This window comes from Acinetobacter sp. V89_7 (assembly GCF_029967895.1).
Classification (GTDB): Bacteria; Pseudomonadota; Gammaproteobacteria; order Pseudomonadales; family Moraxellaceae; genus Acinetobacter; species Acinetobacter soli.
Genome location: NZ_JASCAJ010000031.1, coordinates 43,505 through 59,087 on the forward strand (window position 1 = coordinate 43,505; position 15,583 = coordinate 59,087).

At 42.8% G+C, this 15,583-nt stretch carries 11 protein-coding genes and 1 other RNA gene; 6 read left to right on the forward strand and 6 right to left on the reverse strand.

The window, feature by feature from the left end:
• Nucleotides 1-38: 38 nt before the first annotated feature.
• Entirely contained in the window at nucleotides 39-1,526 is a 1,488-nt protein-coding gene (gene glpK / locus QLG00_RS11610; protein WP_282471044.1) for a glycerol kinase GlpK, read from the reverse strand.
• Nucleotides 1,527-1,656: 130 nt separating this feature from the next.
• Here glpK and ssrA point away from each other — a divergent pair.
• Nucleotides 1,657-2,016, forward strand: a transfer-messenger RNA (tmRNA) gene (ssrA, locus tag QLG00_RS11615).
• 86 nt (nucleotides 2,017-2,102) lie between these two features.
• Here ssrA and QLG00_RS11620 read toward each other — a convergent pair.
• The 4 genes from QLG00_RS11620 to QLG00_RS11635 all read right to left on the reverse strand — a co-directional run bounded on the left by QLG00_RS11620 (nucleotide 2,103) and on the right by QLG00_RS11635 (nucleotide 7,374).
• Nucleotides 2,103-3,452, reverse strand: a complete 1,350-nt coding sequence (locus tag QLG00_RS11620; protein ID WP_125268705.1) for a DUF3100 domain-containing protein — start codon at nucleotides 3,450-3,452, stop codon at nucleotides 2,103-2,105.
• A 362-nt stretch (nucleotides 3,453-3,814) separates the two neighbouring features.
• Nucleotides 3,815-4,969: a M20 aminoacylase family protein gene (locus QLG00_RS11625; protein WP_282471045.1), complete on the reverse strand. Its 1,155-nt coding sequence runs from the start codon at nucleotides 4,967-4,969 to the stop codon at nucleotides 3,815-3,817.
• A 3-nt stretch (nucleotides 4,970-4,972) separates the two neighbouring features.
• Nucleotides 4,973-6,481, reverse strand: a complete 1,509-nt coding sequence (locus tag QLG00_RS11630) for an aldehyde dehydrogenase family protein (protein ID WP_282471046.1) — start codon at nucleotides 6,479-6,481, stop codon at nucleotides 4,973-4,975.
• Between the two features lie 14 nt (nucleotides 6,482-6,495).
• Nucleotides 6,496-7,374 carry an NAD(P)-dependent oxidoreductase gene (locus tag QLG00_RS11635; protein ID WP_004935700.1) on the reverse strand — a complete coding sequence of 293 codons (879 nt, stop codon included), beginning with the start codon at nucleotides 7,372-7,374 and terminating at the stop codon, nucleotides 6,496-6,498.
• A 253-nt stretch (nucleotides 7,375-7,627) separates the two neighbouring features.
• Between QLG00_RS11635 and QLG00_RS11640 the strand changes: the two genes are divergently transcribed.
• A complete protein-coding gene (locus QLG00_RS11640) occupies nucleotides 7,628-8,536 on the forward strand; it encodes a LysR family transcriptional regulator (RefSeq protein WP_151815623.1) in 909 nt (302 codons plus the stop codon).
• Nucleotides 8,537-8,568: 32 nt separating this feature from the next.
• On the opposite strand, the gene QLG00_RS11645 is transcribed toward QLG00_RS11640, so the two are convergent.
• Nucleotides 8,569-9,459: a LysR family transcriptional regulator gene (locus tag QLG00_RS11645; protein WP_004935706.1), complete on the reverse strand. Its 891-nt coding sequence runs from the start codon at nucleotides 9,457-9,459 to the stop codon at nucleotides 8,569-8,571.
• A gap of 181 nt (nucleotides 9,460-9,640) precedes the next feature.
• On the opposite strand from QLG00_RS11645, the gene QLG00_RS11650 reads away from it, so the two are divergent.
• The 4 genes from QLG00_RS11650 to QLG00_RS11665 all read left to right on the forward strand — a co-directional run bounded on the left by QLG00_RS11650 (nucleotide 9,641) and on the right by QLG00_RS11665 (nucleotide 15,537).
• Entirely contained in the window at nucleotides 9,641-10,585 is a 945-nt protein-coding gene (locus QLG00_RS11650; protein ID WP_282471047.1) for a dihydrodipicolinate synthase family protein, read from the forward strand.
• Nucleotides 10,586-10,756: 171 nt separating this feature from the next.
• The gene (locus tag QLG00_RS11655; protein ID WP_282471048.1) at nucleotides 10,757-12,142 is read left to right on the forward strand and encodes an MFS transporter; all 1,386 of its coding nucleotides are present in this window, start codon (nucleotides 10,757-10,759) and stop codon (nucleotides 12,140-12,142) included.
• Between the two features lie 80 nt (nucleotides 12,143-12,222).
• On the forward strand, nucleotides 12,223-13,569 hold the full coding sequence (locus QLG00_RS11660; protein WP_282471049.1) for an OprD family outer membrane porin: 1,347 nt from the start codon (nucleotides 12,223-12,225) through the stop codon (nucleotides 13,567-13,569).
• Between the two features lie 210 nt (nucleotides 13,570-13,779).
• Nucleotides 13,780-15,537, forward strand: coding sequence for a ShlB/FhaC/HecB family hemolysin secretion/activation protein (locus tag QLG00_RS11665; protein ID WP_282471050.1), 1,758 nt, complete (start codon nucleotides 13,780-13,782; stop codon nucleotides 15,535-15,537).
• Nucleotides 15,538-15,583 lie beyond the last annotated feature (46 nt).

The following is a 15,583-nucleotide window of genomic DNA, read 5'->3' on the forward strand; positions in this document are numbered from 1 at the left end:
CTGTAAAAAAAAGCTGCAATTCGTTGCAGCTTTTTGAATTAAATTAACTCAGATTTTGCGCGTTTCAGTGCCTGATTCCACTCAAACAATCGTGATTCACGTTGATCTTGCTGCATGGCAGGCTCAAAGGTACGATCAAGCTGCCAAGAGGCAGAGATTTCATCCAGATTTGAAAACACGCCCGCTTTCAAACCCGCCATGGCAGCAGCGCCCCATGCGGTCGATTCAAGCATTTTGGGCCGAAGTACGGGTACATTTAAAATATCGGCCTGAAACTGCATCAGCATATCGTTCTGACTAGCGCCACCATCGACGCGTAATTCTTTAAGCGGTTGAGACAAATCAGATTGCATGGCACACAGCACATCCGAAACCTGAAAGGCAATCGCTTCAAGTGCAGCGCGTGCAATATGCGCTTTTGTGGTTCCGCGTGACATTCCACATAGTAGTGCTCGGGCTTCGCTGTCCCAGTGAGGGGCGCCAAGTCCGGTAAATGCAGGCACCAAAATCACGCCGTCACTACTTTTGACTTGCTGCGCCAATTGTTCGACCTGTGCACTGTTTTGAATAATTCCAAGTCCATCCCGTAGCCATTGTACAATTGCTCCAGCCATAAATACGCTGCCCTCAAGAGCATAACGGGTTTGATTTTGGCATTGCCACGCCAAGGTAGTCAGGAGCTGGTTTTGGCTTAATTTGAGGTGGTCGCCCGTATTGAACAGCATAAAACAACCAGTGCCATAGGTATTTTTGGCTGCCCCTGCATCGAAGCACGACTGACCAAACAACGCAGCTTGCTGGTCGCCTAAAATACCGGTAATGGGAATGGTACTGCCGAGTAAGCCAGGTGCCGTGTCTGCAACGTAGGCATCTGATGAAATAATCTTGGGCAGCATTTGATGGGGGATATTAAACTGAGCCAGAAGTTGTTCATCCCATGTTTGTGTTGAAAGATTCATGAGCATGGTACGAGAGGCATTACTGGCTTCAATAATATGCTCGGCACCTTGGGTTAGATTCCATACCAGCCAACTGTCGATGGTGCCAAACGCCACATGGCCTTGTTCGGCCAGAGCACGAAGTCCGTCAATATGTTCGAGTAACCACACCAGTTTGCCTGCACTAAAATACGGATCGATGCGTAGCCCAGTTTTTTGCTGTACGGTATCCAGCATTTGCTGTTCGATTAAATGATTGCACCACAATGCAGCACGCCGATCTTGCCAGACAATCGCTGGCGCCAACGCTTTGCCTGTGCGTTTGTCCCAAACCACAGTAGTTTCACGCTGATTGGTTAGCCCTAACGCTTTAATATCTTTGGCCAGAAGATGAGCGGAAGCCAACGCTTGCTGGATGACCGCAATCTGACTAGACCAGATCTCATTGGCATCTTGCTCCACCCAGCCAGAATGCGGTGTTTTAATACGGGTTTCGCGCTGAGCAGTGGCATGGATATGACCTTTTTCGTCAAAAATAATGGCGCGGCTAGAGGTGGTTCCTTGGTCGAGTGCAAGCAAGTAGCTCATATTTTTATAGTGATGGTCTTGAAAAATAAAATAGTAGCTCAATTATCAGGTTAAATACATGACTGCTGTTTAGTTGGTTATAAATTGCATAGCAATTTTTCAGGGTTGTGCTATAGTGTAAAACTCATCTGGGGATGTTATTGGCTTCGACGCTGGTGATGAAGCTCATAGATGCATGCCGAGAGCGCATTTTCTCTCGTAAATAAAATTTGCATTTTTATAGTCGCAAACGACGAAACTTACGCTCTAGCTGCCTAAGGGCAGCTTGTCCGCTTCCTAGAATACTTGTGGTTTAGGAACCCGACCGAAGCGCACGCACACAAGTCCGTATAGAGCCAAGCCTCGGGGCTTTATACCAAACTTAGAGGATCGCGCCTTGTACCCTGTTCGTCGGGTCGCTTGGTGTTAAATCAATAGACGATATCTAAGCATGTAGTATTCTCGAGTGTAGTGCTGGCGGACGCGGGTTCAACTCCCGCCATCTCCACCAAAATTCGAAAAAGCCCCGAATTCATCATTCGGGGCTTTTTTTATTTTGTTTTAATGTTTTTAAAAATCGGATAACACATTCAATTTTTAGTGAAAAAATTCAGCCACAAACGCCGCTGCAATAAAAGTTCCAAAATTTGCGCATAAAGAAACGACCACGATACGCCAGCCCAGTTTTCTAAAAGCAGGAATATCTTTTGCAATTGAAAGGCCTGCAAATGCCAGCATAGGGGTAATTACAGATAATATATGAATCTCACCCACAATTCCTGTAACTGTTTCATGCCAAGGAAACCATGGAGAAGCCATATACATCGCGATAATCGATACATAGCAAACCGTTGGAACTTTCTTGCCAGTAAGATGGTAGATCAGATCTCCCAATATTGAGATCAAAACTAAAATAACACCCGCAATGATCACGGTAGCGCTAAATTTTCCAGTTAAAATGGTATTTGCTGTTGTCGCTAATGCAATAAGTGCAATCCAAGTGAAGGCTTTTTCAGCTAAGCTTAACTTGGTTTTTTCCTCTTCAGATTCTTTTACGGTGCTATAAAGAAACTCATTGTCATGCTGTTCTACTTGATTTCTTTTAGAAAAACGCCCTAAAACTGGCTCGAGTATCTTATAAGCATAAATGGCCAACGGGAGTGAAATAAATAAAGTAAAGTAGGTGCCAAGTGTTGTGGTTAATAGATTAGACGCGGCAGCCAAAGCCATCACTTGTTCAGCCGTGGCCGGATCGACTTGAGCAGAAATAGCACCCGCTGCTGCAGCCATCATACTACCAGAGCCAATACCTGAGGCCATAGCTAAAGATAATGGATGAAAAACATTCAAGCTCGCGATAAAACCGGCAACGATTGCAATAAATAAAGCACCAATTAATGTTCCCGTTATGTATTCAGCTAAAACACCACGGCCTTCGGCAGAATTTAATCCATATTTTTCGGTAATGATGGCTAGACTAGGTTCGCGTCCGACAGAAAATGTTGCACCAATTGATTCGCGTTTGATACCTAGTAGCAAGGCAATTGGCATTGCAAATAAAATAGTACCGACAAAATGCCCGAGCTCTTGAAACAATAATGCCCAACCCGATTGAATAATCAGTGGAATCGATGAGCCTACAATCAGCCCTTGTTTGGCGATAAAAACAAGCAGTGCAGGGTAAAGAATATGTGCACTTTTAATCTGTAAAGGCTTATCTATTTTAAGTGGCATCCATTGTTTTTGACTCAGTAAGCCAAATGTACAACCTAAAATCAGAGCCCATACCATCGGAAGTAAGGCAATTTTTCCGGAGCCTAAAGGGATATTAATTGTACCAATAGATTCGGCAATACAAATGATGAGAAATGCAGATAATATTATATATCCGTATCCATAATTTATATTTCTTGCGTTGGTTTTCATATTAAAAACATTATCTCGCATTTTACTTCTTCCTTTTAGTGGGCATAATTTATTTATTAATAAAATTGCAAAATATATGCCATGATTTCCTGTTTTTATAATACGCAATATGTATACAATGCTCAAATGATGTGCATCAAAATAAAAACACTAAATTTCATGTTTAATTATTTATTTTTCAATAACTTGTTGTGAATTTTTGGATGGATGGTTGAGCGCTAAAAACATAAAATTTTGTTGCTTAAATTAGAACATGAGGTTTTCAAAATATTTTTTAGAATTAAAATAAATTTGCATAATAAAAGTGCATTTTAAATTTACTAATGGAAATAAAAAATCTCTTATAGAGGCTATAAGAGATTTTTTAATATTTATTTTGACGATTATTTTGATAAGGTGGTTTCAACCAAACCGATCCAAAATTTTATACCCGTTTCAATGACATTGTCATTAAAATCATAATAAGCATTATGTAGTGGTTTGGATGGTTCTACTCCATCGACGCCTAGCCAAAAATATGCACCAGAACATTTTTCTAAAAAATATGAAAAATCTTCTGATGCCATAGAAGGTTTGATATTCCAGTGAACTTTAGAATCTCCAAATAGTTTTTGGGCGACATCGCGAATGGTGATGGCTGCATCTGTATGATTCATTGTCACTGGATAACCGGAAAAAAATTGGATACTTCCTTTTACACCGTGTACAGGAGGGAGCGCCTCAACCTGATCTTGAAGGAGTTGTTTGACCTGCTGACGAACTTGAGGGTCTAAACAACGAAAGGTACCTTTGATCGTGACATATTCAGGGATGATATTAATTGCTTCACCTCCCTGAATTTGAGTAATACTGAGTACAGCAGAATCTTGAGCAGCCAATCGTCTAGAGATAATGGTCTGAATCGACAGAATGAGCTGGGCAGCTGCCACAATTGGATCAAACCCTAATTCCGGCATAGCAGCATGGCAGCTTTTACCTTCAAGCTGGATTTCAAAGGTATCCATAGATGCCATCATTGCGCCAGGATTGACGGCAATATGGCCAGCAGGAAGTCCTGGCCAGTTATGTAAACCATAAATAGCAGACATTGGAAACTGATCTAACAAACCTTCTTCAAGCATTTTGGTTGCACCGCCTAAACCTTCTTCGGCAGGCTGAAATACGAAATGCACTTTTCCATGAAAATTTCGGTGTTCACTTAGGTATTTGGCCGCCCCTAAAAGTATTGCAGTATGTCCATCATGACCACAGGCATGCATGGTACCGTGATGACATGACTTATGCGGAATATCTGCCAGCTCGGTAAAGGGAAGGGCATCCATATCGGCACGAAGTCCAATTACTGGGCCAGAGCCATTTTCTAAAGTTGCCACCACACCTGTGCCAGCAATGCCTTCTAGCACATCCAAGCCAAACGAGCGTAACAAATCAGCGATACGTTTTGAGGTTTGAATTTCCTGAAATCCGATTTCAGGGAAGCGATGGAATTGTTGACGCCAAGTAATGACTTCATCAATAAAGACTTTAGAAATGTTCATAGCTTATCCCTCTCCAGCACCATAATTAAAACTAAAAGTGGGGGAATCAGATGTTTCGACCCAAACACTTTTTACTTCACTATACTCTCGAAGTACATCAATTCCTGAAGATCGGCCATAACCGCTGTCACCGTAACCCCCAAATGGTGAACTGACATGAATGGTTTTATAGCCATTAATCCAGAATGTACCCGCATTGATTTGCGCTGCTACACGATGTGCGCGTGCCACATTATTGGTCCAGACTGCACCTGCCAAACCGAAACGACTGTCATTGGCAATGCGGATAGCATCTTCTTCATCTTTAAATGGAATGGCAATGACCACTGGACCAAAGATTTCTTCACGCGCGACATACATGTCATTATGGCCTTTAAGCACCGTTGGGTTGATATAGAAGCCATCTATCTTAGGCACTGAAATCACATCGCCCACTACTTCTGCACCTTCTTGTGCTGCCTTTTCTAGCATATTACAAACATGGGTATATTGTTTGATATTGTTGATTGGGCCCACTTCTGTATCTTTACTTTCAGGATGACCAACACGAATTTTTTGAGCTGCCTTGGCAACATCAGATACAAATTTTTCGTAAATACTTTCTTGGACCAAAAGACGTGACCCAGATACACAGCTCTGACCTGCGCCACCAAAAATTGCGGAGATTGCACCTTTGACGGCATGATCCCAATGGGTATCTTCAAAGACAATATTGGCAGATTTTCCACCTAACTCTAAGACACATGGTAAACAACGTTTTGCTGCTGCCATCGCAATATGACTACCCGTTGCAGGTGAACCGACAAAACAAATTTTTCGAATATCTGCTTTGGCAATCAGTTCTTGGCCAATTGTGTGGCCATAACCCAAAATAACATTGACCAGACCTTTAGGTGCACCTGCACGCTCAATTAAAATGCCGACAACCAGCGAACTAATCGGGGTTAATTCGGATGGTTTTAAAATGACGGCATTGCCTGCAGCAAGGGCAGGAGCAACCTGCCAGCCACACGTATTCATGGGGGCATTCCACGGGGTAATCTGCATGATGGTACCCATGGCTTCATAACGCACATAGTTCAAATGGCTGGTCGGTACCGGAATAACTTCACCATGAAATTTATCAACCCAACCTGCATAGTATTCAAACATTTCTGCCACACGAACCACATCACCGCGTGCGTCGTTGTAAGGTTTATTTGAGGTGACACATTCAATGTGTGTTAAACCATCAATTTCTTTTCTAATCTCGGCACCTATCATGTACATGATTCGACCACGGTCTTTAGCAGTCAGTTTCCACCATTGTTTTTGTGCCTGTTTTGCCGCATCACTTGCTAAGGCAACAATTGACGCATCTGCATCTGGATAGCTAAACGTAACCTGATTGTCATGTGCTGAATGCATTTCAATGAGTTCGCCTTTTCCAATGACGAGTTCACCATTAATCCAGCTTCCGAGTTGTTCTGTACCTAAGTAAGACTTGATGATATTTTTTAATTCTTGAAACATGATGTTCTTTGTCCTTATCCAAAAAATTCGAGATCGGTATGTTTTACAATCGCTGTAAAATCCTCTGTGTCGGAGAGCTGTGGCTTACTGCCTTCACGCCACAAAGCCACGATTTTTTTAGATACAGGTAAGTCGAGTTCAAGCGCATCAGCCATATCTTGGGCCAGTCCTACATCTTTGCGCATGAGCCCCATACTAAATCCAGAGTTATAGGCTTTATTGAGTACCCACTGTGGAAACATGGCTTGGCTTGCAGCGCTACGCCCTGAACCAGCATTAATGCCCGCTAGCAATTTTTCTGGATCTATTCCGCAATGAACAGCAAGGCTCATGGCCTCTGCGGTGGTAATTAAATGTGCTGCTGCCAAAAGGTTATTGGCAATTTTGGTAATATTTCCTGCGCCAACTCCACCTACATGCACTTGTGTTGTACTCATTGCTTCCAGCACAGGTTTAATTTTATGCATGACGTCATCTTCTGCACCAATCACCATACTCATCGTGCCAGTTGCAGCACCTTTTGGCCCACCAGATACAGGTGTATCAGCAAAATACATTTGTTTTTCTGCAAGCGCTGCGGCAACTTTGCGACTCGTTTCTGGTGTCGAGGTGGTTGTATCGACGATAATTAAGCCAGCGTGACCCCGTGTTAGTACACCGTTTTCACCGAAAATAACTGCTTCAACATGTTCAGCTTTGGGTAATGAAATAATTAGAATCTCAATATGATCCAGAAGTTCTTTTAAATTTTTTACTGGCTGTACACCATGCTTTTGCGCTTCGATAATTGCTTGTGTTGATAAGTCAAATCCGTAAACCTCAAAATCTTTTGAAACGAGTGTGGCGGCCATACCCGCTCCCATATTACCTAACCCTAATACACCTACTTTCATATTTGATACTCGTAACGCTCAATGCGCTAAAGATGGTTTAAATCAAGATCTGTGCAAAGCCAAAGCGTATTTAGAAGCGTTTGAGATGTTGACCAAGTCATGATTGGTTTGGTCTGTTTAAGCTTTTATAACGGTCAAATATGCTTTACAAGATTTACGAATACGAGTATAGATATCAGACAAATTGGTTATCAATAACAACGATTCTTAAAGTTTGTTGCTTTTAACGCAACACACAAGTTAGGTTAAAAGAATGAGCTATGTGCACGAAAACCGTATTAAATTTTTCTTTGAAGCGGTGAATAAAGGGAGTGTCCGTGCTGCTGCGGATGCGCTGGATGTTGCACCTTCTGCGGTGAGTCGACAGATCAGCCAACTTGAGCAAGAACTTGCGGTGACATTAATTGAACGTCATCGACGTGGGATAAAAGCCACTGAAGCTGGCGAAGAAGTTCTCAAATATTACAAAGCCTATTTAATCCAGCAGGAATTGCTATTAGAAAATCTTCAATCTTTACAGGGATTGCAAAAGGGACACATCTTTATTGCAATGGGTGAAGGATATATTGACGATGTTGCGGGCTTGCTCAGTGAGTTTTCTTCACAATTTCCCGAGATTAAGTTGCATTTATCGATTTGTAGCAGTAACGAGGTGATTCGAAAAATAACGGAAGATGAGGCACATCTAGGATTGGTGTTTAATCCGGCAAGAGATCCCAAAATTCGTAGTCACTTAGCAATGGATCATCCGTTGTCTATTATTCTTCATAAAGAGCATCCGCTTGCACAAATAAGTCCAATTGAATTGAGTCAACTGAATCAATATCGACTTGCCTTAACGGATGTTTCACACGGAATTCGACAAATTATTTCTCAGGTGGAAAATCTCACAGGTGTCGTGTTAACCCCAACTTTGGAGTGCAACAATCTATCTACTTTAAAAGCTTATGCGATAAATGGCGGAATTACCCTTTTACCGAAATTCACCATCGAACATCACGCACATTTATATCCTGATCTCATCGCACTTCCGTTGCACCATCCGACATTTGCGCAAACAAAATCGCATATTATTACTCGATTAGGCAGGCAATTGGGCAACGCTGCTAATACACTGTTGCACATGTTAGTTTATGAAATGAAAAAGCGTGATCACGATTAAACTACTCGAACTTCAAAAGCTTTAAGACAAACTTACAGAAGATCTGCGATACGCTTGATCTCTTCCATCACCGCTTTACAGGCAGGTGTAAGATAACCATGCTTTGAAACCGATAGCGAAATATAACGTTTCAACTCAGGATTTACGATTTTTGCGGCGTTCACTGCAGTATATTGAGATGCCTTGATTAATGCTTGAGGGCCCAACAAGCTATAAAGCCCATTTTCAGCAACCAGATGTGTCTGCAGGCTAATTGAATCTGCTTCAAATACAATATTTAGATTTAGCCCGTGTTCATAAGCCATATGATCAAGAAAATTACGCCAGTTACTTGGCCGGCAAAAGGTAACCAGAGGAAGGTGCTCAATGGCTTTAAACTCGATCTCTTTGGCTTGGGTGAGAGGGTCATTTGCGCAACTGACCAGATAGGTATCCGCTTCGGCCAGATAAATATCACCATGTTTAGGGGTTGGACTAAACCGATACAGCAAAGCGAGATCGACATTACCTTCTTCAAGCCATTTTTCCAAATGTACGCCTTGCCCCTCGCGGACCGATAACTTAATACGCGGATATTTTTGCTGAAGTACTTTATAGAGCGTGGTGAGCAATGGGTGCGCGGTAGAGGGTAAGCTGGCAATCCTGACTGTGCCAACAGGCGTATCGGTTGAGTGTAAAATCTCATTATTAAACTGGTCGGTTACATTGATCCATGCATAGATTTTGGGCAATAAATGCTGACCCAAATCGGTCAGTTCGACACCTCGGCCTGTCCGGTTAAATAGCCGGCCTCCACATACGGCTTCAAGTTCATTGATTTGTCGGCTGATTTGCGGCTGATTGGTATTTTGTAGCGTTGCGACTTTACTTAAGCTTCCTAATTCAACTGCATCTAAAAAGGTTTTCCATAACGCGTAATTCATCGATCAATCCTGAATCGTTTTAAAAAAGGTATACAAAAACAGTATAACTGAAATGCAAGAAATGGTAATTCCTCTATATCTGAACTCTTTCTATACTCTATTTATGTTCTCTGAAATCAAAAATGAGCCCTGCTTAAGGGCGAATGAGAATGATAAATCACATAGTATAGGAAGTACGATTATGAGCTTAGATTTACGTGGACTTACCCCAGCACCAGTAACACCATTCACATGCGATGGTGCGGTAGATCACGACGCGATTCAGCGCTTGGGTTCTTGGTTAGGTAGTATCGATGGCGTAAAAGGTCTAGTGGTTTTAGGCCACGCAGGTGAAGGTACATTTCTTTCACAAAAAGAGCAGATGCAGGTGATTGAAAGCTTTGTCAAATCTGTCGATGATCGAATTCCTGTAATTGCAGGGATCACGCTTGAAGGTACGTCTGTTGCGGCAGAAGAAGCAAAGCGTGCAGTCAGTGCAGGTGCATCGGCAGGACTCATTTATCCTTCGCATGGCTGGCTACGTTTTGGATATCAAAAAGGTGCTCCACAAGATCGTTATAAAGCAATTTATGAAGAGAGTGGCTTACCTTCAATTTTATTTCAATATCCAGATGCCACTAAAGCCACTTATGATTTAGATACCTTACTCGATATTTCTGCACAGCCTGGCGTATTTGCCATGAAAAATGGTGTGCGAAACATGCGTCGTTGGGATGTCGAAATTCCGATTATTCGCCGTGAGCGTCCTGATTTACAGGTATTGACCTGCCACGATGAATATCTTCTACATACCATGTTTGATGTGGATGGCGCTTTGGTCGGCTATGGCAATATTGCTCCAGAGCTATTGATTGAAATGATCAAGGCAGGCAAAGCCAAAGATTACGAGAAAGCACGAGCATTGCACGATCAGCTGCTTCCTGTCACACGTAATGTTTACCACCGCGGATCGCATATGGAAGGCACCGTCGCACTCAAACATGCTTTGGTTGCACGCGGGATTCTAGATCATGCAACTGTTCGTTCACCTTTACTTCCACTGGCAGAAGGAGCAGAGCAGGAGATTCATGAAGCGATGCGCCAAGCTGGCATTGGAAAGGTCAATCTCGCTCAAGCCATCGCTTGAAGAAAAAAGGCTAGCCTATGCGCTAGCCTTTTTTTCAGTTTACTCTGCCTGAGGCAAAAATCGGGCATGTCATTTAAAAATAACAAGAAAATATGCGTGCGATTTTTAGTCAAACGGTTTAGGTATAAAACAACAAAACTACGAGGAATGTAGTTGATAAGGAGAACGGAGATGACCAATCTAGCGGATGTAGAATCAATTCATCATCATCAACAAAATGCACACATCATTGCACGATTAGAGCGACTACCCGTCACTAAACGATTGCAATTCATGCGAATCACCATTGGAATAGCCACTTTTTTTGATGCCTATACCGTACTTGCAATTGCCTTTGCTTTACCCCAGCTGATTACAGAATGGCATTTAACTCCAGCCTACGTGGGTGCCATCATTGCAGCGGGTTATGTTGGCCAACTCATAGGTGCCATTTTTTTTGGTTCTTTGGCTGAAAAAGTTGGGCGGCTACGGGTCTTGTTTTTTACCATCATGTTGTTTGTGATGATGGATATTGCATGTTTATTTGCATGGAGCGGATTATCGTTACTGGTTTTTAGGTTTTTACAAGGTGTAGGTACAGGTGGTGAGGTTCCTGTCGCGAGTGCATATATCAATGAGTTTATTGGAGCAGAAAAACGTGGCAAGTTTTTCTTGCTTTATGAAGTGCTCTTCCCGATGGGACTGATGTTTGCAGGCATGGCTGCATATTTTCTGATGCCGATTTATGGTTGGAAAGTTATGTTTATTGTCGGGCTGGTTCCATCTTTATTGGTTATTCCATTACGTTTTTTCTTACCTGAATCACCACGCTGGCTCGCCTCGAAGGGACGTTTTACTGAAGCCGATAAAGTTGTGAAAATTTTCGAACAGGGGGCGTTAAAACAAGGTAAGGCACTTCCTGAACCTGTCGTGAAAGATATCAATCCACAGGCAATGGCGAAAACCAACTGGCGTGAGCTATTTCAGGGAATCTACCGTAAACGTACTTTCACTTTGTGGGGAATGTGGTTTTGCGTATATATGGTGAATAACGCTATGGTGACCTGGTTACCTTCACTATATAAACAGCATTTTGGCTTACCATTGCAGACCAGCCTTGGTTATGGCTGGATTACCTCGGGAGTCGGGGTGATTGCTTCGATCATTTGTGCGCTCATGATTGATAAAGTGGGCCGCCGCCCTTGGTATAGTGCTGCTTTCTTTTTGGCGATTATTCCTTTAATGAGCCTGTCTGTGCTTGGCGCAACATCTGCGATACAGGTTGTGGTACTCGCTACGCTCAGTTATGCAATTTTACAAACCATCTCATTTTCTCTATATCTCTATGCTGCTGAGCTGTATCCGACACGTTTACGTGCGATGGGAATCGGCTTTAGTACCGCTTGGTTACGTGCAGGATCTGCAATTGGGCCAGTAATTGTTGGATTAATTGTTGGAGGCTATGGCATTCAGTATGTATTTAGCGTACTGGCAATCGTGGCACTAATTGGTGGATTGGTGACGTTCTGGTTTGCCATCGAAACCAAGGGCCAAGTCTTAGAGAAACTCTCTCCTTAACTTTATATGACATATCTAAAAATTGCCTAGCTGAAAGGTTAGGCAGTGTTTTTATTCATGCTTAAAAAAGGATATTTAAAATGAATAAGGGCTTATTATTAAGCGTATTTGGCTTGGGATACACTGCATTTTGCCATGCAGATATACCTCAGAACTATGGCCAACTCGAACTTAAACTCAATACCCGTTACTGGAATGATCAAGGCGTTGCACATCCAACATTACTCAATCCCAACCCGACGACCAGCCGCTATGAGCAAAGTGCGCTAGGGATGGAACTAAATTACCGTTCGGTATATTGGCGTGACTGGTTGGGAATAGATGGTTCTGTATATGCGGTATCGAAACTGTTTGATACGGGTAAACCTACGGCGCAGCTGCTTGAAGTTGAAAATAATGGCAAACTGGCACAGAATTTTGCAGTTTTGGGGCAGCTCTATGTTAAAGCCAAATTGGGCGAGGGGAGCGAGATTAAAATCGGTCGTCAGCTGCAAGATTCACTATTATTAAAAAGTACCAATACCCGAACTGTACCCGATACATTTTCAGGCGTTAGTGCTCAATTTAAGCTGAATCCCGAGCTCAATACTTATCTGTCCTACTATGACCGCTGGAAGCCACGTAGTATGGACAGCTTTGAAAAGTTAGTCACAGATAACAACGAACATATTCCTTATGTGGCTTTGATGGGTGCGAAATATCAAACGCAGCAATGGACGCTAAATACCGAATACTTAAAGAGTAAGGATTATTTAGAAAAGTACGGCACAACGATTCAATATAAATTGCCGTTTGCGTCCAGTACATGGTTATTGACAGGCGGTGCATTCTTTTCAAGAGATGATGGAAATTTGTTTAAGTGCGCAGCAGAAGCGGATCTGGATTGTATAAAAGGACAACAGATATCTAATCGTGGGAACGGCTATTTTTTTGATATTAACTGGATGATCAAGCGCTTCGAACTGGGTGTAGCAATCTCAAAATTTGATGGTTTCTGGATTGAAGATAACTTTTCGACGCATTCAGATCGTACAGGGGGACTGACTCAGGATCACGGAACCAATCCTTTTCCGACGTCTTCTGCTATAGGGCCAGATTTTACCAACAATGACGAGACGGCGGTTGCGCTTCGCTTTAGATATAACTGGTCGGATGTGATTCAGGGCCTCAAGACTGAATTTAAATACGCTTATGGATTTGGTGCGCACCAGAGCAACATCAGCAGCGAGATTGAAGGTCAGGAACGTTATTACGATATTGGCTTTAGCTACAGTGTACCTTGGATAAAGAATCTGGATTTTCGTTATTCATATCTGCATTATGATTCCAAATTTGAGCATGCTGCGTTAGGCGAAAAAATTAATGGAATGACCCGAAAAGATTGGGATCAGCATCGCTTACTGATCAATTATCGTTATACATTTTAATGCGCTATTAAACTGTAAATGAAAATTTGGAAATAATAAGTATCTAAGAAAGTGAAACAATGACAACCAGTCCCAAATTCATCATTTGGGTCTTTTATTATTTTTTTTAAATCATAAAGACAAATCTGTCTAAAAAATATTTACAAAAATGTAAAGCTTGCTATTATTTTGTTAACTGGTTCTCACTTTTATTTTACAATAATGAAAAATATGAATGCTCAGCTTCAAATATCTTTAAAAAAAACAGTATTGGCCTTAGCTTTAACGGGTACGTATAGCGCAGCAATGGCTGCTGAACCGAATCCGCAGCAGCAGATTGATGCGGCAAATTATCAGATTTTGCAGCAACAGCGTGATGAGGCCTTACAAAAACAGATTCAGCCGTCGGTCAACGTTAATTTGGGGCAAAACGCTCCCGCGCTCACGGCGAATCAACGTCAGTTCCTACAATCAAATTCTGAAACGCCGTGCTTTGCCATTCAGTCGATTCTGCTTGAGGGGGATGATGCTCAGCAATTTCAGTACACACTTAAAGACGTGACGCATGGGCAAAATAATGTCATCGGCAGATGCCTTGGTGTACAAGGCTTAAATCAAGTGTTGAATCTGGTGCAAAACCGGATCATTGCAGATGGCTATGTTACGACACGGGTTTTATTGCCTGCACAAAATATTGCCTCAGGCCAGCTTCGCATGGTGGTGATCCCTGGGCGAATCGATCAGGTCAAGTTTGCTCATGGGACCTCGGCACGCGCGCACAATATCAATGCGCTTCCGATTAAATCGGGTGATGTGCTCAATATACGTGATCTAGAACAAGGCCTAGAAAACTTTAAACGTGTACCAACAGTTGAAGCAGATTTTAAAATTCAACCTGCCGAAAATAACAATACACCGGGTTATAGCGATGTCATGCTTGCATGGCAGCAATCGAAACCTTACCGCATCAATTTAAGCCTTGATGACTCAGGCGCTAAATCAACTGGACGTTATCTGGGAACGGCCACCGTATCGCTCGATCATTTACTGACACTCAATGACTTATTTTATGTCAGTTACAACCATGATTTGGGGGGAGGTTCTGGAAAACACGGCAGCGATGGGGTGTATATGAGTTACACCATCCCGTTCGACTATTGGTTGCTCACCAGTAGTTACAGCAAATCGGATTATAACCAGACCGTGGCAGGTTCCAGCCAGAGCTATCAATATAGCGGCGAAAGTGAATTGGTGGGTGTCGATCTCTCTCGTGTGATCTATCGGGATGCGCACAGAAAAACCTCACTCGGGGTGGGAGGCTGGTCGCGTCAGTCTCGAAATTATATTGAAGATGTTGAAGTTGAAGTGCAACGCCGAAAGACCGCAGGCTGGAAAGCCATGATGGATCATGTTGAATATTTTTCTAATGCGACTTTAGCAACCAATCTGACCTATAAACGAGGCACAGGCTGGCTGGGAGCCATGCGTGCACCCGAAGAAGCATTTGATGAAGCATATACCCGTGTAGGAATTTTACAGGCCAATGCTAGCTTGCAAGTACCATTTAAAGTGGGCGCGCAGAATCTGCAATATACCGCCGAATGGCGTATGCAACGAAGTAACAAACCTTTAACCCCACAAGACCGTTTCTCGATTGGTAACCGTTATACCGTACGTGGCTTTGATGGCGAACAAACCCTACTGGCCGATAATGGCTTTTTGATGAGAAATGAATTGAGCGGTTCGATTTTAAGTCAACCGCATTACTGGTATGCCGGTATTGACTATGGTGAAGTGGGTGGACGCACAGCGTATCAGCCGAATCCATTGCCAGGTACAAGCTTGCTGGGCAGTGTCGTGGGTTTACGTGGCCAGATCGCGCCACTGCGCATGAGTTACGACGTCTTTGTGGGCGCTCCGCTGAAAAAACCAGATAACTTTAGAACAGACCATTACACCACGGGCTTTAGTGTGAACTGGAGCTATTGAGCATTAGACGATCAAAGCGACCGTCCAATGGTGTGAATGTGTTTTT

What these genes read in the sequence shown, in the direction of transcription:
- glpK (WP_282471044.1), bottom strand. Translation starts at nt 1,526, where the DNA reads ATGAGCTACTTGCTTGCACTCGACCAAGGAACCACCTCTAGCCGCGCC.
- QLG00_RS11620 (WP_125268705.1), bottom strand. Translation starts at nt 3,452, where the DNA reads ATGCGAGATAATGTTTTTAATATGAAAACCAACGCAAGAAATATAAAT.
- QLG00_RS11625 (WP_282471045.1), bottom strand. Translation starts at nt 4,969, where the DNA reads ATGAACATTTCTAAAGTCTTTATTGATGAAGTCATTACTTGGCGTCAA.
- QLG00_RS11630 (WP_282471046.1), bottom strand. Translation starts at nt 6,481, where the DNA reads ATGTTTCAAGAATTAAAAAATATCATCAAGTCTTACTTAGGTACAGAA.
- QLG00_RS11635 (WP_004935700.1), bottom strand. Translation starts at nt 7,374, where the DNA reads ATGAAAGTAGGTGTATTAGGGTTAGGTAATATGGGAGCGGGTATGGCC.
- QLG00_RS11640 (WP_151815623.1), top strand. Translation starts at nt 7,628, where the DNA reads ATGAGCTATGTGCACGAAAACCGTATTAAATTTTTCTTTGAAGCGGTG.
- QLG00_RS11645 (WP_004935706.1), bottom strand. Translation starts at nt 9,459, where the DNA reads ATGAATTACGCGTTATGGAAAACCTTTTTAGATGCAGTTGAATTAGGA.
- QLG00_RS11650 (WP_282471047.1), top strand. Translation starts at nt 9,641, where the DNA reads ATGAGCTTAGATTTACGTGGACTTACCCCAGCACCAGTAACACCATTC.
- QLG00_RS11655 (WP_282471048.1), top strand. Translation starts at nt 10,757, where the DNA reads ATGACCAATCTAGCGGATGTAGAATCAATTCATCATCATCAACAAAAT.
- QLG00_RS11660 (WP_282471049.1), top strand. Translation starts at nt 12,223, where the DNA reads ATGAATAAGGGCTTATTATTAAGCGTATTTGGCTTGGGATACACTGCA.
- QLG00_RS11665 (WP_282471050.1), top strand. Translation starts at nt 13,780, where the DNA reads ATGAATGCTCAGCTTCAAATATCTTTAAAAAAAACAGTATTGGCCTTA.